This window comes from Streptomyces sp. NPDC037203, from assembly GCF_055605065.1.
In genome coordinates this window covers 692,371-715,421 of the sequence record NZ_JBVJUC010000002.1, presented here as the reverse complement: position 1 = coordinate 715,421, position 23,051 = coordinate 692,371, and the positions used below count along the sequence as shown (strand labels likewise).

Sequence of the window (23,051 nt, the reverse complement as noted above, 5' to 3'; positions counted from 1 at the left end):
GCTGCGGGGCCGGCCCCGAGCGGGTCCGGCAGGGCAGGACCGGTTCTCGGCAAAGCTCACGTCAATCCGTCCTCTCAGTGTGCTGCGGAAATTGTCCCGCAGCCGCCTCCCTCCCCCGTGGAGCCGCCGTGGAGCCGTTCATGGGCCCGCGGGGAACGGCCGGTCGGCCGTCCCCCGCGGGCCCATGACGTCAGTCCATCGCGGCGACCAGCTCCTGGTCTTCGGTCTCCTGCTCGTTCGGCCGCGCCTTGCCCGGCAGGTACAGGGCGGTGATCACGGCGCCGATCAGCGCCACGCCCGCGCCCCAGAAGGCGGTGACGTGCATGGCGTGCAGGAAGGCGTCGTCGGCCGGGCCGACCAGGAGCTTGCCCTGCGGGCCGAGCTTGTCGGCGATGCCGAGGGTGGCCTCGATGGAGTCGCCGGCCTTGCCGCGCAGTGCGGCGGGCAGCACGGTGAGCTTGTCCTCGATGCCGTTGCGGTAGGCGGTGGCGAGCACCGAGCCGAGGACGGCGATGCCGAGGGCGCCGCCGACCTGGCGGAAGGTGTTGCTCAGCGCGGAGGCGGAGCCGGCCTTCTCGCGCGGCAGCGCCTGCATGATGACGACGGAGGTCGGCGTCATGATGTGCGCCATGCCGGTGCCCATCAGGAAGAAGACGATCTCCAGCAGCCAGATCGGCGTGTCGCTGTCGAAGGTGGCGAAGGTCGCCAGGGTGCCGGCGATCACCACCAGGCCGGCGGTCGTCGTGGCCTTGTTGCCGAACCGCTGGACCACCAGGCGGGCCCGCGGCGCGAAGATCATCTGCGCGGCGGCCAGCGGCAGCATCAGCAGGCCGGACTGGAGCGGCGAGTAGCCCCGCACGCTCTGCATGTAGAAGACTGAGAAGAAGGTGACGCCCATCAGCGCGAAGAAGACCAGCGCGATGGCGGCCATGGCGCTGGAGAACACCTTGTTCTTGAAGTAGGTCACGTCCAGCGACGGGTGGTCGCTGCGCTTCTCGAACACCACGAACGCGGCGAGTACGACGATGCCCGCGCCGATCGTGGCGAGCACGGTCGGGTCGGTGAAGTCGGCCAGCTGGCCGCCCTTGATGATGCCGTAGACCAGCAGGACGAGGCCGACGACGGACAGGACGACGCCGACCGGGTCGAGGCGGCCGGGGTTCGGGTCGCGGGAGTCGGGCACGAGCCAGAGCATCAGCACCAGCGCGATGACCACGATCGGCACGTTGACGAAGAAGACCGAGCCCCACCAGAAGTGGTCGAGGAGGGCGCCGCCGGTGATCGGGCCGATGGCGATGGCGAGGCCGACGCCGCCGGCCCAGATGCCGATGGCCTTCGGCTGCTCCTCGCGCTCGAAGACGTTCATCAGGACGGCGAGCGTGGCCGGCATGACGAACGCGGCACCGAGGGCCATCAGCGCGCGGTAGGCGATCAGCTGGCCCGGAGAGCCGGACTCGGCGGCGAGGGCGGAGCCGATGCCGAAGACGGCGATGCCGCCCAGCAGCACCTTCTTGCGGCCGAGCCGGTCACCGATCAGACCGGAGGTGAACAGCAGGCCCGCGAAGACGAGGGTGTACGCGTTGATCGCCCACTCGATCTGGCTCTGAGTGGCGCCCAGGCCGACGGGGGCCGGGGTGGAGATGGTCTTGATGGCGACGTTCAGGATCGAGTTGTCGAGCACCACGATGAGCAGGCTCAACATCAACACACCGAGGATCGCCCAACGGCGGCGGTGCACCGCCTCAGGTATGCGAGAGGCAGGGACGGAAGTTGTCATGTGTTCGAGCGTAGGGGTATTCCGATACGGAACCGTCTCGTATCGGAATCTCTTTGCCGATAACTTACCCGTTCGGGGGATTGACATTGCCCGGAAGCGGAGGCTGGGGTTCGGGGCCGGGGAGGATCACGGGACCCCCTCTGGCCCTGGGTGGCACGAGGTGCCACCATGGGAGCGATCCGGGGACGCCGTCAGGGCGCCTCGAGATGACTTGAAGGAGCCGTTGCCATGACGCAGCTTTCGGCTGCCCAGAACAAGCCCTCCGACGGCAGCAAGACGCTGTACGGAGGGAAGGGCACGCGCCGCATCACGGTCCGCGACATCGCCCTCGCCAAGGAACGCGGCGAGAAGTGGCCCATGCTCACCGCCTACGACGCGATGACCGCGTCCGTCTTCGACGAGGCCGGCATCCCGGTCCTGCTGGTCGGCGACTCGGCGGGCAACTGCCACCTCGGCTACGACACGACGGTGCCCGTCACCCTGGACGAGATGACGGTGCTCTCGTCGGCGGTCGTCCGGGGTACCAGCCGCGCCCTGATCGTCGCCGACCTGCCCTTCGGCACGTACCAAGAGGGCCCGGTGCAGGCGCTGCGCTCGGCCACCCGGCTGGTCAAGGAGGCCGGGGTCGGCGCGGTCAAGCTGGAGGGCGGCCAGCGCTCGCACGAACAGATCCGGCTGCTGGTCGAGGCCGGCATCCCGGTCATGGCCCACATCGGGCTGACCCCGCAGTCCGTCAACGCGATGGGCTACCGCGTCCAGGGGCGCGGCGAGGAGGCGGCGGCGCGGCTGCTCCAGGACGCCAAGGCGGTCCAGGACGCGGGCGCGTTCGCGGTCGTGCTCGAACTGGTCCCGGCCGAGCTCGCCGCCGAGGTGACGCGCTCGCTCCAGATCCCCACGGTCGGCATCGGCGCCGGTCCCGACACCGACGCGCAGGTCCTGGTGTGGACGGACATGCTGGGCCTGACCTCCGGGCGCGTGCCCAAGTTCGTCAAGAAGTACGCCGATCTGCGCGACGTGATGGGCACCGCGGCGAAGTCCTTCGCCGAGGACGTGGTCGGCGGTGCCTTCCCCGCGGAGGAGCACTCCGTCCACTGACCGCGCCCCGCGCGTCCCGGCCCCGGACCACCACGGCACCACCCGGCAGCCCCGTCGATCGTCCCCCGTCGGCGGGGCTGCCCCCGTGCCGGATACCGTGAGGCCCGGTGGACGTCCGGGGGGATGTCCGGTGGCCACCCCTGGGGGGAAGATGACCGCGCCGCACCGCGACCCGGACGACGTGAACGACGTGAACGGCCGCCTGGTGGCGGCGGTGCTGACCGGGGACGCCCGCGCGGTGGCGGACTGCCTGGCCGAGGGCGCCGATCCGCATACGCCGGGGCCCGACGGTCTTCCGCTGCTGTGCGCCGCCGTGCGCGGATTCGACCACGCGAGCGCCGGGGCGCTGACGGACGGCGGCGCCGACCCGGACGTCGTCCTGCCGGACGGGACGACACCGCTCCTGCGGGCGGTCGACCTCGGTTCCCCGGCACTGGTCGGCGCCACGCTCGGCAAGGACCCGCGGCTGCGGATCGCCGGGAGCGAGCGGCAGCGGCTGCTCGACCTCGCCCGGCACTGGCACGAGACCGGTGCGGCCGGGGAACTGCGCCGCCGTACAGGGGACTTGGGCCCGGTCGCCCGGCGGACGGTCGAGGAGGAGTACACGGACATCGAGGAGCTGACGCTCGGCGGACTCACCGTCCGGGCGGGCCACGGCGGTGTACTCAGCGATCTGGAAGTGTCGTTCGGCGTCCTGCCACCGGTGGCCGAGCTGGTGGCGCGGGCCGTGCCGTACCCGGACGGGCTCGACGCCAACTGGTCCGCCGCGCGGCACGCCCTCGCCTGCCGCAGGAACCCGCGGGACTGGTCGGAGCTGGCGGCCCTGCGCCGGCACCCCGACCCCGTGCACCGCCGGCTGCTCGCCGATGTCCTGCGGTTGCGGCGCTTTTTGGCGGATCACGTCGGCCGTCCGGACACCGCGGGGGACGCCGACTTCCTGGCCCGGTGGGCACGGGACGAGCCGGACGGCGAGGTGCTCGCCTCCGTCCTGGAGGTCTACACGGACGCCGGCCATCCCGGACAGGAGGCCATCGGGCTGCGCCATGCCGGTCATCCCGATCCGCGGGTGCGCCGCGCGGTGCCGTACTGCCTGCCGCCGACCGGGGCCGCCGGGCGCGTCCTGCTCGGTCTGGCGCGCGACTCCGACGCCGGGGTCCGGCACGTCGTCGCCGAGGTCCTCGGCCGCTCCCCCGACCCGGCGGCGGTCCGGGAGAGCCTGCTCGCCCTGCTCCGGGACCCCGATCACGCCGTCCGGGTCCGGGCCGCCGCCTCCCTGGCCGGCTCCCCCGACCGGTCGGCCGCGGTCACGGAGGCGCTCGCCGCCCTGCTGGACGAGGCGGACCAGAGCCTGCGCCTGGAGGCGGCTTACGCCCTCGCCGTCCGCGACGACCCGCGCACCGATACGGCGTACGAGCGGGTGGGTCCGCTCGGGCCCGGCTTCGAGCACGACCACCGGGTGTCCGCACACTGGCGCTACCGGGTCCGCAACCGGCCCGGCGGCAGCTGAGGAGAGCGCTCCGGGCCGCTTCCGGAACCGGCCGCCTCAGCGGCGCTCCGCGACGGCAACGCGGCCCGAGGCCAGGGAGGCGCGGCTCCGGGACGGGGTGCCGAGGGAGCGGGCGACGGTGAGAAGGTCGTCATCGGAGGTCACGCGCAGGCCGTACGCGCCGAGCAGGGCGGCCATCCGCGCCGGCTGCCAGAGGGAGAGCCAGGGCTCGCCCCCGGTGGCGGAGTCGCCGAGCAGCCGGGCCAGCAGACGGCCCGCGGCGGCCTTCAGGGACGGGGCCTGGTAGTTGACGACGAGGCTGCTGCCGGGGGCCGTCCGGGCGGTGAGGGCAGCCAGGGTGGCGCGCACCTGGTCGCGGGTCAGATAGGGGACGACGCCCTCCCACAGCCAGGTCGTCGGCGCCGAGGGATCGTGTCCGGCGGCGTCCAGCGCGGCGCCGAGATCACCGGCGGCGAAGTCGACGGGGGTGAACCGTACGGACCGGGCGGTGGTCGGCAGACCGGGGCCCGCCTCCGTGAGGCGGGCGCGTTTGTCCCGCTGGGAGGCCGGATGGTCGACCTCCCAGACATCCGTCCGCGCCAGCTCCGGCAGCCGCCACGCACGGGTGTCGAGACCGGCGCCCAGGATCACCAACTGGCCGGCCGGGCGGGCGCGCAGCGCCTCGTCGATCGCGACCGTCCGCGCCGCCACCACCTCGGCGCACGCCCGCACGCCCTCGTACGCCATGCGCGCCTGCCGGCCCCCCGGCGGGGTGCCCGCGCGTACCTCGTCCACCGGCGTGCGCTCCCCGGCCCGCAGCAGCCGCACCGCCACCGGATCGGCGAACCGGCCCACCGCTGCCCTGCCGTCGGCGGCCGCCCGCCCCTGGCAGACCAGCACCGCCGTACGGCTCGCCGCGCGCTCGTTCTCGCTCATGCGGCCGATTCAACACCACCCGCCACCACCGCGTGCGGGGCTGTCGGCGCCCTGTCGGCTCGCTGTCGGCGGTTTGTCGGTGGGGCCTGGCACTGTCGGGGGCATGACGCGAATCGATGAGAACCCCGGCGGCGGACGCAACGCCGTGACGGTGCGGGGACTGGTCAAGCACTACGGCGAGACCAAGGCGCTGGACGGCGTCGACCTGGACGTGCGCGAGGGCACCGTGATGGGTGTGCTCGGACCGAACGGCGCCGGCAAGACCACGCTGGTGCGGATCCTGTCGACCCTGATCACCCCGGACGCCGGGCAGGCGACGGTGGCCGGGTACGACGTGCTGCGGCAGCCCCGGCAGCTGCGCAGGGTGATCGGTCTGACCGGCCAGTACGCCTCCGTGGACGAGAAGCTCCCCGGCTGGGAGAACCTGTACATGATCGGCCGGCTGCTGGACCTGTCCCGCAAGGACGCCCGCCACCGCGCCGACGAGCTGCTGGAGCGGTTCTCCCTGACGGAGGCCGCCAAGCGCCCGGCGAGCACCTACTCCGGCGGTATGCGCCGCCGGCTGGACCTGGCCGCCTCGATGATCGGCCGCCCGGCCGTGCTGTACCTGGACGAGCCGACGACCGGCCTCGACCCCCGCACCCGCAACGAGGTGTGGGAAGAGGTCAAGGCCATGGTGGGCGAAGGCGTGACCGTGCTGCTCACCACCCAGTACATGGAGGAGGCCGAGCAGCTGGCCTCGGAGCTGACCGTGGTGGACCGCGGCAAGGTGATCGCGACCGGCGGCATCGAGGAGCTGAAGGCACGGGTCGGCGGCCGCACCCTGCGCGTGCGTCCGGCGGACCCGCAGGAGCTGCGCCCGCTCGCCTCGATGCTGGACGAGCTGGGCATCACCGGTCTCGCCGCCACCACCGTGGACGGCGAGACCGGCACCCTGCTGGTGCCGATCCTGAGCGACGAGCAGCTGACCGCGGTGGTCGGCGCGGTCACCGCGCGCGGCATCACCCTCTCCTCCATCACCACCGAACTTCCCAGCCTGGACGAGGTGTTCCTCTCGCTCACCGGCCACCGCGCCGGCGACGCCCAGGACACCGAGCCCGCCGACGCCCGCCAGGAGGTCGCCGTATGAGCGCCTATCCGTCTCCCGCCACCGCCGACGACGTCCGCATCCCGCTGCGCGGGCACCTGCGGCACACCGGCGCGCTCATCCGGCGCAACCTGCTGTGGATCCGGCAGGACCCGGAGTCGATGTTCGACGCGCTGCTGATGCCGATCGTCTTCACGCTGCTGTTCGTGTACGTCTTCGGCGGCTCGATCGGGCAGGCGCTCGGCGGCGGCCAGGAGAGATACGTCCAGTACGTCATTCCGGGCATGCTGGCGATGATGAGCATGACCCTGTCCCAGGGCGTCGGCACCGGCTTCAGCCAGGACTTCAACAGCGGTGTGATGGACCGGTTCCGGTCGCTGCCGATCGGGCGCGGCTCGGTGCTGTTCGCGAAGATCGCGGTCGAGCTGGGCCGGATGCTGTTCGCGACCGCCATCCTGATGGTCGTCGCCGTGCTGGTCGGCTTCCACATCACCAGCTGGCCGGGGCTGTTCGCGACCGTGGGTCTGTCGGCGCTGTTCGCCTCCTCGATCATGTGGGTGTTCCTCACCCTCGGTGTGATCCTCAAGAGCGCGCAGTCCGTGCAGGGCGTCGGCTTCCTGGTGCTGTTCCCGCTCCAGTTCGGCTCCTCGATCTTCGCGCCGACCTCCTCGATGCCGGGCTGGCTCCGGGCCTTCACCGACTACAACCCGCTCTCCACGCTCGCCGACGCGGCCCGCGGCCTGATGACCGGCGGCCCGGTGACGCACGATCTGTGGGTGACCGTGGGCTGGTCGGTGGCGATCACCGCGGTGATGGCGCCGGTCGCGATCCACAAGTTCCGTACCAAGAGCTGACGTTCACGCCGGTCTCACAGCAGGGCGGTGGCCTCCGCGAGGCAGAGGCCACCGCCTTCGGCGTACGCCCGCTGGTACGACTTCTCGTCCAGCGCCTCGCGGATCCGGCCCTCGGTGATGGCGCGGGCCCGGCGCTCCACACCGGAGAGGACATGGCCGGCCGGCAGCAACCGGTCGGCGGCGGCCAGCATCCGGGCGGCGTCGGCGGCGCGGGCGCCGGAGTCGGTGCGGGCGAGCGCCATGGCGCCCACGGTGAGGGCGGTGGAGGACAGTTGGGGGATGACGGCCTCGGCGAGCGGGTCGGTCGCGTGCCCGAGCGCCGCGCGGATCTTTTCCAGCGCCTCCGCGTCGCAGTCGTCCATCGCGTCCACCCAGGCTTCCTGGCAGAGCAGCAGCGCGTCGAAGACGACGAAGTTGGCGATCCGGAACTCCGCGCGCAGCAGCCGCAGTTGCTCCCGAGCCTCCGCGGTGCGCCCGGTCAGACCCAGCCAGCAGGCCAGGAAGAGGCGGGCGGCGGGCATCGCCTCGGTGTGCATGACGTCCTTCCGCTCCACCACCTCCCGCAGCAGCCGCTCACCCTCCTCGTGCTCGCCCGACTCCATGAGGACACTGCCGAGGCGGGCGCCGAGCACGGCGGTCTGGGCGCGGGCACCGAGACGTTCGGCGTGCTCGATGGCCGCCCGGTAGTCGGCGGCGGCCGCGTCGTACAGGCCCTTGCGCTCGCGGGCCTCGCCGCGCGCGGACAGCGCCTCCGCGGTGCCCCAGTCGTCGCCGATGCGGCGGTAGATGGCGAGCGCCTCGTCGGCGTCGCGGGTGGCGTCACCGGCCCAGGCGGTGCGGTTGGCGAGGAAGTTGGCGCGCATCTGGAGGGAGCCGGCCAGCTCCCACTCGAAGCCGGGGGTGTCGCGGCAGGTCTCCACGTTGGCGTCGGCGATCGTCCGTATCCGCTCCGCCCCGCCCGTGAGCATCACGGCGAAGAACCACACCACGCCGGGCGACCGGCAGGTCTGCGGCAGCCCCGGCTCGTAGACCTGGGCGACGATGCGCAGCTTGGCCTGGGCCGCGGGGGTCTGCCAGGCGTCCAGCTCGGTGTCCATGCAGGAGATATGGGCGAGGTGGACACCGCGCCGGGCCTCTTCGAGGACTTCGCCGGTGTAGGGCGGCGGGGTCTCGGTGCAGCGCTGCCACACCGGCTCGGCGCGGCGCACCGGTTCGGCGAACGGGTCCGGTCCGAGCGCCATCACCTCACGGCACCAGGTGCGGGTCTCCATGCGCTGGTCCCGCATCTGCCAGAACCACAGCAGGGACAGCACCAGGCAAAGCCCCTCCTGTTCGTCGCGCGCGGCGACGGCGTGCCGCAGGGCGGTGCGCAGGTTCTCGTACTCCAGCTGGAAGCGTTCGATCGCGGCGCGCTGCCGGGGGCCGCGCAGCAACGGGTCGGTGGTGCGGGCGAGTTCGCGGTAGTACGTCAGGTGGGCGCGCTCGGCCTCGGCGCGGTGGCCGTTCTCCGCGAGCCGCTCGGCGGCGTACTCGGCGACGGTCTCCAGGAGCCGGTAGCGCATGGTGCCGTCGGCCGAAGGGGCGGCCACCACCAGGGACTTGTCGACCAGGGAGCCGAGGGCGTCCAGGGCGGCGGGCCCGCACACGGCCTCGGCGGCGGCCAGGTCGCAGCCGCCCGCGAAGACGGACAGCCGGGCGAGCACGGCGCGTTCGCCGGCGTCCAGCAGGTCCCAGGACCAGTCCACGACGGCGCGCAGGGTCTGCTGGCGGGGCAGCACGGTGCGGCTGCCGGAGGTGAGCAGCCGGAACCGGTCGTCGAGGCGGTCCGCGATCTGGCGGGGCGTCAGCATCCGCAGCCGGGCCGCCGCCAGTTCGATGGCGAGGGGCAGTCCGTCGAGGCGGCGGCAGATCTCGGCGCACGCCGCCGGATCGTCCGCGACCCGGAAGCCGGGCCGGGCCGCCGCGCCGCGCTCGGCCAGCAGCCGCAGCGCGACGGGTTCCGGCAGCGGCTCCACCGGGCGTACCAACTCCCCCGGCACGCCGAGGGGTTCGCGGCTGGTGGCGAGGACGGTCAGCTCGGGGCAGTGGGCCAGCAGCCGTTCGGCGAGCCGGGCGGCGGCGTCGATGACGTGCTCGCAGTTGTCGAGGATGATCAGCATCCGGCGCCGGGCGCAGTGCTCCACCAGCCGGTCCAGCGGTCCGTGCCCGTCGACCACCGCGCGCATGCTCTCGGCACCGGCGCCGTGCAGCACGGTCTCGCGGGCGCCGATCGCGGTGAGGACGGCCTGGGGCACGGCCTCCGGGTCGTCCACGGGGGCGAGTTCGGCGAGCCACACCCCGTCGCGCACAAAGTGGCGTACCGCCTCCGCGGCCTCCTGGGAGAGCCGGGTCTTGCCCGCGCCGCCGGGCCCGAGCAGGGTCACGAGGCGGGCGGTCGCGAGGTCGGCGCCCAGGGCCGCGAGGTCGGCTTCGCGGCCGACGAAGGAGGTGAGGCGGGCGGGGAGGTTGCCCTGGGCGGGCCCGTCGGGGGCGTGGGAGCGGGCGGGCGGATGGAGCGGTCCGGGGGCGGGGGACGTGTGGGACGTCCGGGACCGCTCGGGCGGGTGGTGCCGGTCCGGAGTCCGGTACCGGTCGGGGCCGTAGTGCCGGTCGGGCGTGTGGTGCGGGTCGGTGGGGGTATGGGGGCCGGGGTGGGGATCCTGGACGACATGGCCGACCAGGCCGCCGGTCGGCGCGCCGGTGCCGCCGCGGGCGCCGGACCCGTCACGCCGACCGCTCCAAGCGCGCCGCGCCGCACCCGGATCGCGGTCGGGCCCGCCGCCCGTGCCCAGCAACTCCGCGTGCAGGGCGCGCAGTTCGGCACCCGGATCGGAGCCGAGGCGCTCGGCGAGGAGGCGTCGTACGTCCTCGTACCCGGCGAGCGCCTGGGCCGGACGGCCGAGGTCGCGCAGGGCGCGCAGCCGCAGCGCCTGGAGGGGTTCGTCCAGGGGGTGGGCGTCGCACAGGGCGGTCAGTTCCGGCAGGGCGTTCTCGGCCTGCCCGAGGGCGAGGGCGGCGGCGTGCCGGGCGCGCTGGGCGTCGAGGCGGCGCGTCTCCCAGCGGGCGGCCTCGGCGGTGCGGTCGGGCAGGTCGGCGAGGGCCTGGCCGTGCCACAGCGCGAGGGCGTCGTCCAGCAGATTGGCGGCCTTGGCGGGGTCGCCCTCGGCGAGGGCGGCGAGGCCGTCGCCGGTCAGCCGGTCGAAGCGGTGGAGGTCGATGTCGTCGGCGGTGGCGGCGAGCCGGTACCCGCCGTCGGCGGAGGCCACGGCGTCCGCGCCGAGCGCGCGCCGCAGCCGGCCCACGAGCGCCTGGAGTGCGCCGGCGGCATCGGCGGGCGGTTCCCCGGCCCAGACCTCGTCCACCAGCACGCCCACCGGCAGGGTCCGCCCGGCCCGCAGCGCCAGCACGGTGAGCAGCGCACGCAGCCGCGCCCCGCCGACCGGGACGGCCGTACCGTCGGGGCGGAGCGCCTGGGTGGGGCCGAGAAGGCGATAGCGCACGGGGTCCATTGTCTCCGGGGGCTCGGGAAGCGGTCGGGGGGTGGTCACCGGAGGCGATCGGCGCATCCGGCGGGGTCACCGGAGGCGGCAGCCGCATCCGGCGGGGTCACCGGAGGCGGCAGCCGCTTCCGGCGGGGGTCAGCGGGCGCGGCGGGCGCTCCCGGTGATGTCCAGGGTGACGAGGACGCCCACGGTACGACGGACGCGGACCGGGCCGACCGCCGCGCCGAGGACGGTCTCCCCGAACCACCTCGGGCAGGTGTCGGCGGTCTCCATTGTCACGGACCCGGCAACCGGGTCGAGGCGGCACCCCGCAGCGGCGGGGTGAGAGGTGTGCGCGCCGTAGGAGACCAGCGGCCGGGTCACCTCGTCACCCACCTCGAACGGCTCCCCGCGGCAGCCCGGCCGCCAGTCCGCGTGGAACACCCTCTTCCGTGGCATTCACCCACTCTCCAGGAACCGGACGGCGCGTGCGAGACGTTTTCCGCGTGCCGGCCGGTATCGCCCCGCCGGCCGAGCCGCCCACCCGCCTGTCCACCGCCCGTACGGTGGGCGTACATCCCCCAGCTCAGGAGCCGCCGATGACCACCGCCACCACCCGACGTCCCGGCGACCGCGGGATCAGCCCGGTGTTCATCGGGATCCTGGCCGTCGCCGCCGTGGCCGGCTGGGCCACCTGGACCGGGTACGCGGCGCGGCCGGGTATCGCGGTGTTCCTGTTCGTGACCGCCGCCTGGGTCGTCTCGTTGTGCCTGCACGAATACGCGCACGCGCGCACCGCCCTGCACAGCGGCGACATCACGATCGGCGCGAAGGGCTATCTCACGCTGAATCCGCTGAAGTACACGCACGCGCTGCTGAGCATCGTGCTGCCGGTGCTGTTCGTGATCATGGGCGGGATCGGTCTGCCGGGCGGCGCGGTGTTCATCGAGCGGGGCCGGATCCGGGGCCGCGGGCGGCTGAGCCTGATCTCGGCGGCGGGCCCGCTGACGAACGCGCTGTTCGCGGCGGTGTGCACCGCGCCGTTCTGGCTGCACGCGCTCGACGGGGTGCCGATGACCTTCCGCTTCGCGCTGGCGTTCCTCGCGCTGCTCCAGGTGACGGCGGCGCTGCTGAACCTCCTGCCGGTGCCGGGCCTGGACGGGTACGGCGTGCTGGAGCCCTGGCTGCCGTACGGCGTGAAGCGGCAGGTGGAGGCGTTCCCCATGTTCGGGCTGCTGATCGTGTTCGCGCTGCTGTGGATCCCGTCGCTGAACAGCGCGTTCTTCGGCCTGATCGACGGCATCCTGCGCGGGCTCGGGGTGGAGACGGCCTACTCGGACTGCGGGTACTGGCTCTACCGCTTCTGGAGCGGCACCCCGGAGGTGTGCGCGGTCAGTTCGTGACCGGCTCCTCCCGCGCGGCGGCGCGGGCGCGCTTGACGTAGTACCAGGTCATGTTGGACGACAGGCCCGCCAGCAGCACCCAGACGATCCCCAGCCAGCTGCCCTGCACGAAGGAGACCACGGCCGCGGCCAGCGAGAGGGCGCAGACGACGAGGGTGTAGAGGGCGATGCGGGGCATGACGGGTGGCTCCTGTCGGGGGACACTGCTACGCGAACAGTGTCCCCCATGGCCATGGCCGGCTCGCCGGAAGGTCGGCCCGCGCGTGCCGGACGAACGGCTCACACGTCGGTGAGCCGGAGCCCCGCGTGCGCCTTGTAGCGGCGGTTGACCGAGATCAGGTTGGCGACCAGGGACTCGACCTGGTGGGCGTTGCGCAGCCGGCCCGCGAAGATGCCGCGCATGCCGGGGATGCGGCCGGCCAGCGCCTGGACGATCTCCACGTCGGCACGCTCCTCGCCGAGCACCATGACGTCGGTGTCGATCTGCTCGATCTCCGGGTCCTGGAGCAGGACGGCGGACAGATGGTGGAAGGCGGCGGTGACCCGCGAGTCCGGGAGCAGGGCGGCGGCCTGCTCGGCGGCGCTGCCCTCCTCGGGCTTGAGCGCGTAGGCGCCCTTCTTGTCGAAGCCGAGGGGGTTGACACAGTCCACGACGAGCTTGCCGGCCAGGTCGGCGGCGAGCGACTTCAGCGTGTCGCCGTGCCCGTCCCACGGTACGGCGACGATCACGATGTCGCTGCGGCGCGCGGTCTCGGCGTTGTCGGCGCCCTCGACGCCGTGCCCGAGTTCGTCCGCGGCGGCGCGGGCGCGGTCGGCGGACCGGGAGCCGATGATCACCTTCTGGCCGGCCCTGGCGAGCCGGTAGGCGAGGCCCTTGCCCTGCGGTCCGGTGCCGCCGAGCACGCCGACGACGTACCCGGAGACGTCGGGCAGGTCCCAGGGGTCCTTGGCGGGGGCCTTCTGTGCGCTGTCGGTAGAGGTCATGGGGCGACTCTACGTCGCCGGACGCGGCCACGACCGGGAAGATCGTGACGCGGCCGGGGACGGGCGGGGCACGGCCGGAAAGGCCGGGGTGCGGCGGGGGCGGGCGGGGAGATCCGAGAGTGGCCGGGGACGGGCGGAGTGCGGCCGGGGCACGGGCGGGGTGTGGCCGGGGACGGGCGGAGTGCGGCCGGGGCACGGGCGGGGAGACCCGAGAGTGGCCGGGGACGGGCGGAGTGCGGCCGGGGCACGGGCGGGGTGTGGCCGGGGACGGGCGGAGTGCGGCCGGGGCACGGGCGGGGTGTGGCCGGGGACGGGCGGAGTGCGGCGGGGGCGGGCGGGGAGACCCGAGTGCGGCCGGGTAGGCCGAGGTACGGGCGGGCACGGGCTGGGTGTGGCCGGGGACGAGCGGGGTGCGGCCGGAAAGATCCGGGGAACGCCGGGGGCGGCCAGGGATGGGCGGGGTGCGGCCGGGGACGGGCGAGGAGCGACCGGGGATGGGCGGGGTGTGTCCGGAAAGGCCGGGGTGCGGCGGGGGCAGGCGGAAGGCGGAGGCACGGCCGGGCAAGGGCGGGGCGCCGCCGGGAAAGTCCGGGGGCGGCCGGGGACGGGCTGGGTGTGGCCGGGGACGAGCGGGGCGCGGCCAGAAAGGTCCGGGAGCGGCCGGGAAGGCCGAGGCACGGCGACCGGGCAAGGGCGGGGCGCCGCCGGAAAATCCGGGGCGGCCGGGTGGAGCCGGGGGGCGGCCGGGTGGGTCCGAGTGCGGCCGGGAAGGGCGGGGGTGGGGAAAAGCGGTTGATCCGGTGCCCCGGCTCGTCCGAGCATGCTCAGGGTGACCTCCGCGCTGCTTCCCGATCTCGCTCCCTGGCGGGCCTCCGCGGACTTCCGCCGACTGTGGAAGTCCGGGCTGATCAGCAATTTCGGCAGTTTCCTGACCCTCGTCGCGCTGCCCGTCCAGCTGAAGGACCTCACCAACTCCACGACGGCCGTCGGAGCGATCGGCGCGGTGGAGCTGCTGCCCCTGATCGTGTGCGGTCTCTACGGCGGTGCGCTCGCCGACGCCCTGGAGAAGCGGGGCCTGATCATGTGGACGGAGGCCGGCCAGGGCCTGCTCAGCGCGGTGCTGCTGCTCAACGCCCTGCTGCCGAGCCCCGCCTGCTGGCCGCTGTACGCCGTCGCCGCGCTCTCCTCCGCGCTCGGCGCGGTGCAGCGCCCGGCCCTGGAGTCGCTGTGGCCGAGGATCGTCGCCCATGAGGACATGCCCGCCGCGGCCTCGCTGAACTCGCTGCGCTGGACGGTGGGCGGCGTCGCGGGCCCCGCGCTCGCGGGGGTGGTCGTGGCCTACGCCGGCCTGCCCTGGGCGTACGCCGCCGACGTGCTGACCTTCGCCGTCTCGCTGGCGTACATCGCGCGGATCGCGGTCTCCCCCGCCGCGCACGAGGCCGCGAAGCCCTCGCTGCGGGCGATCGCGGAGGGCGCCCGGTACGCGTGGAGCCGCAAGGAACTCCTCGGCACGTACGTCGTGGACATCGCGGCGATGACCCTGGCGATGCCGCTCGCCGTGCTGCCGTTCCTCGCCGACGAGCTGGGCGCCGACTGGGCGCTCGGGCTGATGTACGCGAGCATCCCCGCGGGGTCGCTGCTGGTGAGCCTGGTCAGCGGCTGGGCCTCGCGGGTGCACCGGCACGGCCTGATGGTGGTGCTGGCGGCGGCCGGCTGGGGCCTGTCGATCGCGGCGGTGGGGCTGACCCGGAACGTCTGGCTGGTGCTGCTCCTGCTCGCCGTCGGCGGCGGGTTCGACATGGTCAGCGGCATCTTCCGGTCCGCCATGTGGAACCAGACGATCCCCGACGAGCTGCGCGGCCGGCTCGCCGGGATCGAGCTTCTGTCCTACTCCGTGGGGCCCCAGCTGGGCCAGGTCCGCGCGGGCGGCCTCGCCGCGTGGACGGGGCTGCGCACGTCCATCGCGTGCGGCGGCCTGGCCTGCGCGGGCGTGGTGGGGCTGCTCGCGCTGTGCCTGCCGGGCCTCATGACCTACGACGCCCGGACGAACCGGCACGCGGTGCGGATGCGGGAGCGCCGCGCCGAGGCCGCCGCCGCGAGGGCCTGATCACTTCCCGCCGGCGTCACCGGGGCCCCCGGAGTCACCGGAGTCCGCCCTGGAGGCGTCGTGCCACCGCGGGTCGTTCTCCCACTCCACATTGCGCTCGGCCGCCAGCTCCATCGCGTGCCGGGCCTCCTCGGGGGAGGCGTACGGCCCGAACCGGTCCTTGCCCGGACAGTCGGGCCCTTCCTCGACCTTCTTGTGCTCCAGGCAGTAGTACCACTCGCCCGGCTTGCCCACGGTGCGCTTCTTGAACAGGGCCATGGACCGCTCCTCTCGCCGACCACCGACATGTTCCCCCATGTCCGCGTGGATAGACTCCCTGACATGTCTGGCCAGTCGCTGCTCGTACCGGGGGAACAGTCCCCCATCCGTTCCGTTCCGGGGAACATCCGTCGCCCGGAGTACGTCGGCAAGCCCGCGCCGGCGCCGTACACCGGGCCCGAGGTGCAGACCCCGGAGACCGTCGAGGCGATGCGGGTCGCCGGGCGGATCGCCGCGCGGGCGATGGAGGAGGCCGCGAAGATCATCGCGCCCGGCGTCACGACGGACCAGCTGGACAAGGTGGCCCATGAGTACATGTGCGACCACGGCGCCTACCCGTCCACGCTCGGCTACCGCGGCTTCCCCAAGTCCCTGTGCACGTCGGTCAACGAGGTCATCTGCCACGGCATCCCGGACTCGACGGTCCTCAGGGACGGCGACATCGTCAACCTGGACGTGACCGCCTACATCGGCGGGGTGCACGGCGACAACAACGCCACGTACCTGGTCGGGGACGTGGACGAGGAGTCGCGGCTGCTGGTGGAGCGCACCCGCGAGTCCCTCGACCGGGCGATCAAGGCCGTCAAGCCGGGCCGGCAGATCAACATCATCGGCCGGGTCATCGAGTCGTACGCCAAGCGGTTCGGCTACGGCGTGGTGCGGGACTTCACCGGCCACGGCATCAGCTCGTCGTTCCACTCGGGGCTGATCATCCCGCACTACGACAGCCCGCACGCCACCACGGTGATGCGGCCGGGCATGACCTTCACCATCGAACCGATGCTGACGCTGGGCACCCACGAGTACGACATGTGGGACGACGGCTGGACGGTCGTGACGAAGGACCGCAAGCGGACCGCGCAGTTCGAGCACACGCTGGTGGTCACGGACGACGGCGCGGAGATCCTGACGCTGCCCTGAGTGCCGCCCCACGACGGAAACCCGCCCCTGCGAGGGCGGGTTTTCTCTTGTACGATTTTACCGACACGATGTCGGCAAAGAAGCCGACACGGAGTCGGCAAGGCCATTGACTTAGGTAAGCCTTACCTTAAAGGATGTGCGTCATGGACTCCTTCTCGCGCCTCATCCGCACCGCGTCCCACGAACAGCACACAGAGGCGGAAACCTCGACGTTCATGAGCGATCTGCTCGGCGGCCGGCTCGGTGTGGACGCCTACGCCCGCTACACCGAACAGCTGTGGTTCGTGTACGAGGCGCTGGAGAGCGCGGCCGGGCGGCTGGCCGGGAACCCGGTCGCGGGTCCGTTCATCCGGCCGGAACTGCTGCGGCTGGCCGCGCTGGAGCAGGATCTGGCACATCTGCGGGGCCCGGACTGGCGGGCGGCCCTGAGCGCCCTGCCCGCGACCCGCGAGTACGCCGACCGGGTGCGGGAGTGCGCCGCGCGGTGGCCCGGCGGCTATGTCGCCCACCACTACACCCGCTACCTGGGCGACCTGTCGGGCGGTCAGATCATCCGCGACCGGGCGGAGAAGACCTGGGGCTTCGCCCGCAAGGGCGACGGTGTGCGCTTCTACGTCTTCGAGGAGATCGCCAACCCGGCCGCGTTCAAGCGCGAGTACCGGGAGCTGCTGGACCGGATACCGGCGGACGACCTGGAGAAGCAGCGCGTCGTGGCCGAGTGCAAGCGGGCGTTCGCCCTGAACACGGCCGTCTTCCGGGCTCTGGGCGAGGAGTTCGCGCTCTCCGCCTGACCCGCGGGCCGCCGCCGGCTCAGCGCTCCAGGAAGACCCGGCCGCCCAGCTCCACCCAGCCCGCCGGCTGCGGCGCGGTGAGGAGCTGGGAGCCCCTGCCCTGGGTGATGTTGAGGGCGCGGTCCAGCCGGGCGGTGAGCTGGATCGCGGCCGCGCCCGTGGCCTCGTCCTCCTCGATGCCGTCGCCGCGACCGGGGAAGCCGCGCGCCCTGACCCGCCCGGCCGCCTCGTCCTCCCACGCCCAGGCGTACAACCACGCGCCGGGTGCGGGCACCTGGAGCGCGTCGACCTCCGCCGGCGTGGCGTACTGACGCAGAGTGCGCGGCTCGGGCCACTCCGGGCGGGCCTCGATCCAGCAGAACTCGCCGTCCTGCCGGGCGCCCACCACACCGGCGGGGACGACGAGTTCGGGCACGTCCAGCAGCCAGGCGGCGCCGACGCACGGGTATCCGGCGAACGGCAGCCGCGCGGAGGGCGTGTAGATGTCGATCTCGCCGCGCTCGGGGTCGTCCACGAACACGGTCTCGCTGAAGCCGAGTTTGGCGGCGAGCGCCTGCCGGTCGGCGCGCTCGGGCAGCCTGGAGCCGTCTCGGACGACGCCGAGCTCATTGCCGTAGCCGCCGTGCGGTGCGCAGAAGACGCGCAGTACGTCGTAGTCGGTCACACGGGAATTGAAGCACCGCCCACCCCACGCGCGCGTCCCGGAGCGGGCCGCCGGTCGCCGGCCCGAGGGGCACCCCGTGAGAGCCGGATCACGCCCCCCGAGGGTATGAGGAGGGTAAGGCTCAGGTAAGTTAGGGCAGCCTCACCACACTGGATCGTCAGGGAGTCCGTATGCGTGCCGTCCGTCCGACCGTCATCGCCGCCGCCACCGCGGCCGCCTTGACCGCCCTCGCGGCCTGCACCGCCAAGAGCGAGGCCACGGACGGCGACGCCATCCGGGTCACCGCCGCCGACTCGGCGTGCGACACCTCGGCCACGTCGGTCCCCGCCGGCCAGGTCACCCTGAAGATAGAGAACAAGGGCTCGCGGGCCACCGAGGTGGAGATCCTCTTCCCGGACGACCGGATCGTCTCGGAGAAGGAGAACATCGGCCCCGGCACCAAGTACACGCTGACCGCCGAGGTGAAGGCGGGGTCGTACGAGATAGCCTGCCGCCCCGGCATGAAGGGCCACGGCGTCCGGCAGAAGCTCACCGTCACCGGTGGTTCCGCGGCGGCCGAGCGCGATCCGAAGCTGGACCAGGCGGTCGCCGAGTACCGGCAGTACGCCCAGGACCAGGCCGACGCCACCGTGCCGCTCGCGCAGAAGTTCGCCGACGCGATCAAGGCCGGCGACCTCGACGCCGCCAGGAAGGCGTACGCCCCCTCGCGCCTGGGCTGGGAGCGCACCGAGCCGGTCGCGGAGTCCTTCGGTGACATCGACCCGAAGACCGACACCCGCGCCGACGGCCTGGAGAAGGGCCAGAAGTGGACCGGCTGGCACCGCCTGGAGAAGGCGCTGTGGGCCGACAAGAAGATCGGCGCCGCGGAGAAGACCCTCGCCGACCAGCTCGTGAGCGACCTGAAGGATTGGCAGCGGCGGGTCGGCAAGGCCGAGATCACCCCGACGTCCATGGCCAACGGCGCCAAGGAGCTGCTGGACGAGGTCGCCACCGGCAAGGTCACCGGCGAGGAGGACCGCTACTCGCACACCGACCTGGCCGACTTCGAGGGCAACGTCGAGGGCGCGCAGAAGTCGTACGAGCTGCTCAAGCCGGTCGCCGTGCAGAACGACCCGGCGCTCGCCAAGGAGCTGGACAAGCAGTTCGCCGCGCTGGACAAGGTGCTGGACGGCTACCGCTCGCAGCAGACCTCGTACGGCTTCGTCTCCTACGACAAGGTCACCGAGGCCCAGCGCAAGGAGCTGTCGGACGCGGTGAACGCGCTCGCCGAACCGCTGTCGAAGCTCGCCGCCGCGGTCGTCAGGTAAGGGCCGGGCGGATGACCGAGATCGAGGAGAGCCGTCCCTCGCGCCGGGCGCTGATCGGCTGGGGCGGGGCCGGGATCGCGCTCGGGGCCGTGGCGGCCGGGGGCGCGGTGGCGCTGACCGACACGGGTCCGGGAACGGCGGAGGCGGCCGGCGGCGCGGTGCGGTTCCACGGCGCCCACCAGGCGGGCATCGCGACGCCCGTGCAGGACCGGCTGCACTTCGCCGCGTTCGACGTGAAGACCGACGACCGCGAGGAGTTCGTCCAGTTGCTGAAGGACTGGACGGCGGCGGCCCGGCGGATGACCGCGGGCAAGCCGGTCGGCGCGGGCGCCTACGGCGGGCTCCCCGAGGCCCCGCCGGACGACACCGGCGAGGCGCTGGACCTCTCCCCGTGCCGGCTGACCCTGACCATCGGCTTCGGGCCCTCCCTGTTCGACAAGTTCGCGCTGCGCGGCAAGCGGCCGGAAGCCCTCGTCGACCTGCCCGCGTTCCCCGGCGACAACCTGGACAGGACCCGCACCGGCGGCGATCTGTGCGTCCAGGCCTGCGCGGACGACCCCCAGGTCGCCGTGCACGCCATCCGCAACCTCGCCCGCATCGGCTTCGGCAAGGTCGCCGTGCGCTGGTCCCAGCTCGGCTTCGGCAAGACCTCCTCGACCACCCCGGACGCGCAGACCCCGCGCAACCTGTTCGGCTTCAAGGACGGCACCCGCAACATCGCGGGCACCGAGACCGGCCGGCTGGAGAAGCACGTGTGGGTCGGTGACGGGGACGGCCCGGACTGGATGACCGGCGGCTCGTACCTGGTCGCCCGGCGCATCCGGATGAACATCGAGACCTGGGACCGCACCTCGCTCCAGGAGCAGGAGGACGTGTTCGGGCGGGACAAGCGCGAGGGCGCGCCGGCCGGCAAGGCGGGCGAGCACGACGAGCCGTTCCTGAAGGCGATGAAGCCCACCGCGCACGTACGGCTCGCGCACCCGGACGCCAACGGCGGGATCACCATCCTGCGCCGCGGCTACTCCTTCACCGACGGCACCGACGGCCTCGGCCGGCTGGACGCGGGCCTGTTCTTCCTCGCCTACCAGCGCGATGTGCGCCACGGCTTCATCCCGCTCCAGCGCAGGCTGTCGGCGCACGACGCCCTCAACGAGTACATCCAGCACGTGGGTTCGGCGGTCTTCGCCATTCCGCCGGGTGTCCGGGACGCCGACGACTGGTGGGGCCGTTCACTGTTCTCGAAGGAGGCGTAGCCCGTGATCTCCAACTACCTGATCGGCCTGCGGGAGGGCCTCGAGGCGTCGCTCGTCGTCTGCATCCTGATCGCGTACCTGGTCAAGACCGGCCGCCGGGACGCCCTGCGGCCCATCTGGACCGGCATCGCGGTCGCGATCGCGCTGGCGCTGGGCTTCGGCTGCGCGCTCGAATTCGGTTCCCAGGAAATGACGTTCCAGGCTCAGGAGGCACTCGGCGGTTCGCTGTCGATCGTCGCCGTGGGCCTGGTGACCTGGATGGTGTTCTGGATGCGGCGCACCGCCCGGCACCTGAAGTCCGAGCTGGGCGCCAAGCTGGACGCGGCGCTCGCGATGGGCACCGGCGCGCTGGTCGCCACCGCCTTCCTCGCGGTCGGCCGGGAGGGCCTGGAGACCGCGCTGTTCGTGTGGGCCTCGGTGCACGCGGCCGGCGACGGCACCCCGCGCCCGCTGATCGGCGTCGCCCTCGGCCTCGCCACCGCGGTGCTGCTGGGCTGGCTGTTCTACCGGGGCGCGCTGCGCATCAACCTGGCGAAGTTCTTCACCTGGACCGGCGGGATGCTGGTCGTGGTCGCGGCGGGCGTGCTGGCGTACGGCTTCCACGACCTCCAGGAGGCCGGCTGGATCCCCGGACTCACCCACCTGGCCTTCGACATCAGCGACACCGTCGAGCCGGACAGCTGGTACGGCACGCTGCTGAAGGGCGTGTTCAACTTCCAGCCGGACCCGACGGTCGTCCAGGTCACGGTCTGGGCCCTGTACCTGGTCCCGGTGCTCACGGTGTTCCTCGCCCCGGTAGGGTTCGCCTCCGGGAAGGGGAAGGTGAAGGAGCCCGATGACCAGGGAACGCAGCCCTCGACGGCTTCGCCGGCGTGACCGGAACGCACTGCTCGCGGCGGCGCTGACCGCCTTGTCCTGCACGGCGAGCGGGTGCGTGGTGGTGCACGGGGAGCGGGTGGTGGTGCCCGGCGCCACCCGGACCGAGGCCGCGAAGGCGGTGACCGCGTTCACCGAGGCGTACAACAAGGCGGACAAGGCGTACGACCGTTCGCTGGACGCGCCCTATGTCACCGGGCCGTTCGCCGACATCGACGCCGCCCGGCTGAAGGCGGGGCATGCCGGCAGCCCGTCCGGCAACGCGAGTCACGTCCCGCTGAAGCTGTCGGACGTGAAGATCACGATCCCCCGGAAGGCGGGCTGGCCCCGCTGGTTCCTCGCGGACGCGCGGGCCAACAAGGGCGGTGACTACCGCTGGCTGCTGGTGTTCACGCGGGCCGACCTGGGCCAGCGGTGGCGGGTGGCGTATCTGACGCTGGCCGCGCCCGGCGCCGTGCCGCGGTTCGCGAAGGACAAGGACGGCTGGGGCGAGGCGGTGCCGGTGTCCTCCACGCGACTGGCGGTGGAACCCGATGAGTTGAGCCGCTCGTACGCCGACTACCTGAAGAAGGGCGGCACGGCGTTCGCCGACGGGCCGAACACCAGCGAGTTGCGCGCCTACCGCCGGACTCAGGCCCGCAAGCCGGGTCTCGTGCGCCAGTACATCGACCAGCCGCTGACCCATGGCGACTATGCCCCGCTCGCGCTGCGCACGGCGGACGGCGGTGCGCTGGTCTTCTTCAGCACGCACCACTACGAGAAGGAGACCGCCGCCGCGAACACCTCGGTGCCGACGCCCAGCAAGGCCGTGCAGGCCCTCACCAGGGGCGAGATCCACCAGTCCCTCACGCTGGAGTCGGTGGCCGGGCAGGCAGCGCTGGACCCGGCGGGCAAGGGGAAGGTGTCGATCGTGGCGAAGGTGAACGGTGTGACGGGGGCGAAGGGCGAGTAAAACCGCCGGTCAGTTGCGCAGCGGCCAGGGCCCATCGAGGTGCGAGGCGGTCTCCCCGGCGGCGTGCCGGGCGCAGGCGTCGGTGAGGGATTCCAGCAGGGTCAGGGGCTCGGGCAGCGGATGCTCGGGGCCGCGCACCCAGCGGACCTGCTGCCCGTCGTCGCCGGGCAGGCGGGCCGGGGGCACGAGGACGTAGGAGCCCCGGCAGTGCCAGCGCAGGCCGGGGTGTTCGGCCATGGTCTCGGGGTGGCAGTCCAGCTCGCAGGGCCACCACTCGTCCTCGTCCTCGGGGGTGCCGCGGGTGAGGGTGAAGAACAGCATCCGGCCGTCGTCGCTCTCGGCGACCGGCCCCACCTCGACGCCCTCGGCGAGCAGCCGCTCCAGCGCCTCCCGGCCGGCCTCCAGGGGCACGTCCAGGACATCGTGGACCATGCCGGTCGCGGTGATGAAGTTGGCCTGCGGCTGGTGCCGGGCCCAGCGCTCGATCTGCGGGCGGTCGATCGTGGACTGCGTCTGCCAGGCGAACGACACGGGGTGCCGGGCCGGCGTGGGACAGCCCACGCGGTCGCAGGAACACCGGTAACCGGGCGCGGGGTGGGCGGCCGGCGCGAGCGGAAGTCCGGCCTCGGCGGCGGCGAGCAGCAGGGCCTCACGGCCGTCGTCGGCGGCGGCAGCGGCTTCCTTCGGGCGGCGTCCACGCAGCCACTGGGAGAGTTTGCCCTGCCGGCCGCTCCGGCCGTCGAACGTCCCGCTCATCAATCCCCTCGCCTCGCTGGTGT

21 protein-coding genes are annotated in these 23,051 nt (G+C 73.2%); 12 read left to right on the top strand and 9 right to left on the bottom strand.

Annotated features, from left to right (window positions below):
• Positions 1–190: 190 nt before the first annotated feature.
• Positions 191–1,777 carry an MFS transporter gene (locus ACZ7EC_RS07705; RefSeq protein ID WP_471059187.1) on the bottom strand — a complete coding sequence of 529 codons (1,587 nt, stop codon included), beginning with the start codon at positions 1,775–1,777 and terminating at the stop codon, positions 191–193.
• 228 nt (positions 1,778–2,005) lie between these two features.
• Here ACZ7EC_RS07705 and panB point away from each other — a divergent pair, with 228 nt between their 5' ends.
• Positions 2,006–2,872, top strand: coding sequence for a 3-methyl-2-oxobutanoate hydroxymethyltransferase (gene panB, locus ACZ7EC_RS07700; protein WP_471059185.1), 867 nt, complete (start codon positions 2,006–2,008; stop codon positions 2,870–2,872).
• A gap of 130 nt (positions 2,873–3,002) precedes the next feature.
• On the top strand, positions 3,003–4,379 hold the full coding sequence (locus tag ACZ7EC_RS07695; protein WP_471059183.1) for a HEAT repeat domain-containing protein: 1,377 nt from the start codon (positions 3,003–3,005) through the stop codon (positions 4,377–4,379).
• A 36-nt stretch (positions 4,380–4,415) separates the two neighbouring features.
• On the opposite strand, the gene ACZ7EC_RS07690 is transcribed toward ACZ7EC_RS07695, so the two are convergent.
• Positions 4,416–5,294: a class I SAM-dependent methyltransferase gene (locus ACZ7EC_RS07690; protein ID WP_471059181.1), complete on the bottom strand. Its 879-nt coding sequence runs from the start codon at positions 5,292–5,294 to the stop codon at positions 4,416–4,418.
• 103 nt (positions 5,295–5,397) lie between these two features.
• Between ACZ7EC_RS07690 and ACZ7EC_RS07685 the strand changes: the two genes are divergently transcribed.
• The gene (locus ACZ7EC_RS07685) at positions 5,398–6,423 is read left to right on the top strand and encodes an ATP-binding cassette domain-containing protein (RefSeq protein WP_471059179.1); all 1,026 of its coding nucleotides are present in this window, start codon (positions 5,398–5,400) and stop codon (positions 6,421–6,423) included.
• Positions 6,420–7,235: an ABC transporter permease gene (locus ACZ7EC_RS07680; protein ID WP_397986229.1), complete on the top strand. Its 816-nt coding sequence runs from the start codon at positions 6,420–6,422 to the stop codon at positions 7,233–7,235. Before ACZ7EC_RS07685 ends, ACZ7EC_RS07680 begins: the two co-directional genes overlap by 4 nt.
• A 14-nt stretch (positions 7,236–7,249) precedes the next feature.
• On the opposite strand, the gene ACZ7EC_RS07675 is transcribed toward ACZ7EC_RS07680, so the two are convergent.
• Positions 7,250–10,783 (bottom strand): AfsR/SARP family transcriptional regulator, encoded by a 3,534-nt coding sequence (locus ACZ7EC_RS07675; protein WP_471059177.1) that lies wholly within the window; start codon positions 10,781–10,783, stop codon positions 7,250–7,252.
• Positions 10,784–10,912: 129 nt separating this feature from the next.
• Positions 10,913–11,215: a hypothetical protein gene (locus ACZ7EC_RS07670; protein ID WP_471059175.1), complete on the bottom strand. Its 303-nt coding sequence runs from the start codon at positions 11,213–11,215 to the stop codon at positions 10,913–10,915.
• A gap of 140 nt (positions 11,216–11,355) precedes the next feature.
• Between ACZ7EC_RS07670 and ACZ7EC_RS07665 the strand changes: the two genes are divergently transcribed.
• Entirely contained in the window at positions 11,356–12,159 is an 804-nt protein-coding gene (locus ACZ7EC_RS07665) for a site-2 protease family protein (RefSeq protein WP_471059173.1), read from the top strand.
• Here the strand turns inward: ACZ7EC_RS07665 and ACZ7EC_RS07660 are convergent.
• Positions 12,149–12,337 carry a hypothetical protein gene (locus ACZ7EC_RS07660; protein WP_471059171.1) on the bottom strand — a complete coding sequence of 63 codons (189 nt, stop codon included), beginning with the start codon at positions 12,335–12,337 and terminating at the stop codon, positions 12,149–12,151. The two genes, ACZ7EC_RS07665 and ACZ7EC_RS07660, sit on opposite strands and share 11 nt — an antisense overlap.
• 101 nt (positions 12,338–12,438) lie before the next feature.
• Positions 12,439–13,143, bottom strand: coding sequence for an NADPH-dependent F420 reductase (gene npdG, locus ACZ7EC_RS07655; protein WP_471059169.1), 705 nt, complete (start codon positions 13,141–13,143; stop codon positions 12,439–12,441).
• A gap of 820 nt (positions 13,144–13,963) precedes the next feature.
• Here npdG and ACZ7EC_RS07650 point away from each other — a divergent pair.
• Complete coding sequence (locus tag ACZ7EC_RS07650) at positions 13,964–15,250, top strand: MFS transporter (RefSeq protein WP_471059167.1); 1,287 nt, start codon at positions 13,964–13,966, stop codon at positions 15,248–15,250.
• On the opposite strand, the gene ACZ7EC_RS07645 is transcribed toward ACZ7EC_RS07650, so the two are convergent.
• Positions 15,251–15,508: a hypothetical protein gene (locus ACZ7EC_RS07645; RefSeq protein WP_471059165.1), complete on the bottom strand. Its 258-nt coding sequence runs from the start codon at positions 15,506–15,508 to the stop codon at positions 15,251–15,253.
• A gap of 63 nt (positions 15,509–15,571) precedes the next feature.
• Here ACZ7EC_RS07645 and map point away from each other — a divergent pair, with 63 nt between their 5' ends.
• Positions 15,572–16,429 carry a type I methionyl aminopeptidase gene (map, locus tag ACZ7EC_RS07640; protein WP_471059163.1) on the top strand — a complete coding sequence of 286 codons (858 nt, stop codon included), beginning with the start codon at positions 15,572–15,574 and terminating at the stop codon, positions 16,427–16,429.
• A 143-nt stretch (positions 16,430–16,572) separates the two neighbouring features.
• On the top strand, positions 16,573–17,220 hold the full coding sequence (locus tag ACZ7EC_RS07635; RefSeq protein ID WP_471059161.1) for a biliverdin-producing heme oxygenase: 648 nt from the start codon (positions 16,573–16,575) through the stop codon (positions 17,218–17,220).
• A gap of 19 nt (positions 17,221–17,239) precedes the next feature.
• On the opposite strand, the gene ACZ7EC_RS07630 is transcribed toward ACZ7EC_RS07635, so the two are convergent.
• On the bottom strand, positions 17,240–17,884 hold the full coding sequence (locus ACZ7EC_RS07630) for a PhzF family phenazine biosynthesis protein (RefSeq protein WP_471059159.1): 645 nt from the start codon (positions 17,882–17,884) through the stop codon (positions 17,240–17,242).
• 170 nt (positions 17,885–18,054) lie between these two features.
• Between ACZ7EC_RS07630 and efeO the strand changes: the two genes are divergently transcribed.
• The 4 genes from efeO to ACZ7EC_RS07610 are packed head-to-tail and all read left to right on the top strand — an operon-like array spanning position 18,055 to position 22,272.
• On the top strand, positions 18,055–19,191 hold the full coding sequence (efeO, locus tag ACZ7EC_RS07625; protein ID WP_471059157.1) for an iron uptake system protein EfeO: 1,137 nt from the start codon (positions 18,055–18,057) through the stop codon (positions 19,189–19,191).
• Positions 19,192–19,202: 11 nt separating this feature from the next.
• A complete protein-coding gene (gene efeB / locus ACZ7EC_RS07620) occupies positions 19,203–20,444 on the top strand; it encodes an iron uptake transporter deferrochelatase/peroxidase subunit (RefSeq protein WP_471059155.1) in 1,242 nt (413 codons plus the stop codon).
• 3 nt (positions 20,445–20,447) lie between these two features.
• Positions 20,448–21,320: an iron uptake transporter permease EfeU gene (gene efeU, locus ACZ7EC_RS07615; protein ID WP_471059153.1), complete on the top strand. Its 873-nt coding sequence runs from the start codon at positions 20,448–20,450 to the stop codon at positions 21,318–21,320.
• Positions 21,280–22,272: an SCO2278 family lipoprotein gene (locus ACZ7EC_RS07610; protein ID WP_471059151.1), complete on the top strand. Its 993-nt coding sequence runs from the start codon at positions 21,280–21,282 to the stop codon at positions 22,270–22,272. Before efeU ends, ACZ7EC_RS07610 begins: the two co-directional genes overlap by 41 nt.
• 9 nt (positions 22,273–22,281) lie before the next feature.
• Here ACZ7EC_RS07610 and ACZ7EC_RS07605 read toward each other — a convergent pair whose 3' ends face one another.
• Positions 22,282–23,028, bottom strand: coding sequence for a bifunctional DNA primase/polymerase (locus tag ACZ7EC_RS07605; protein WP_471059149.1), 747 nt, complete (start codon positions 23,026–23,028; stop codon positions 22,282–22,284).
• Positions 23,029–23,051 lie beyond the last annotated feature (23 nt).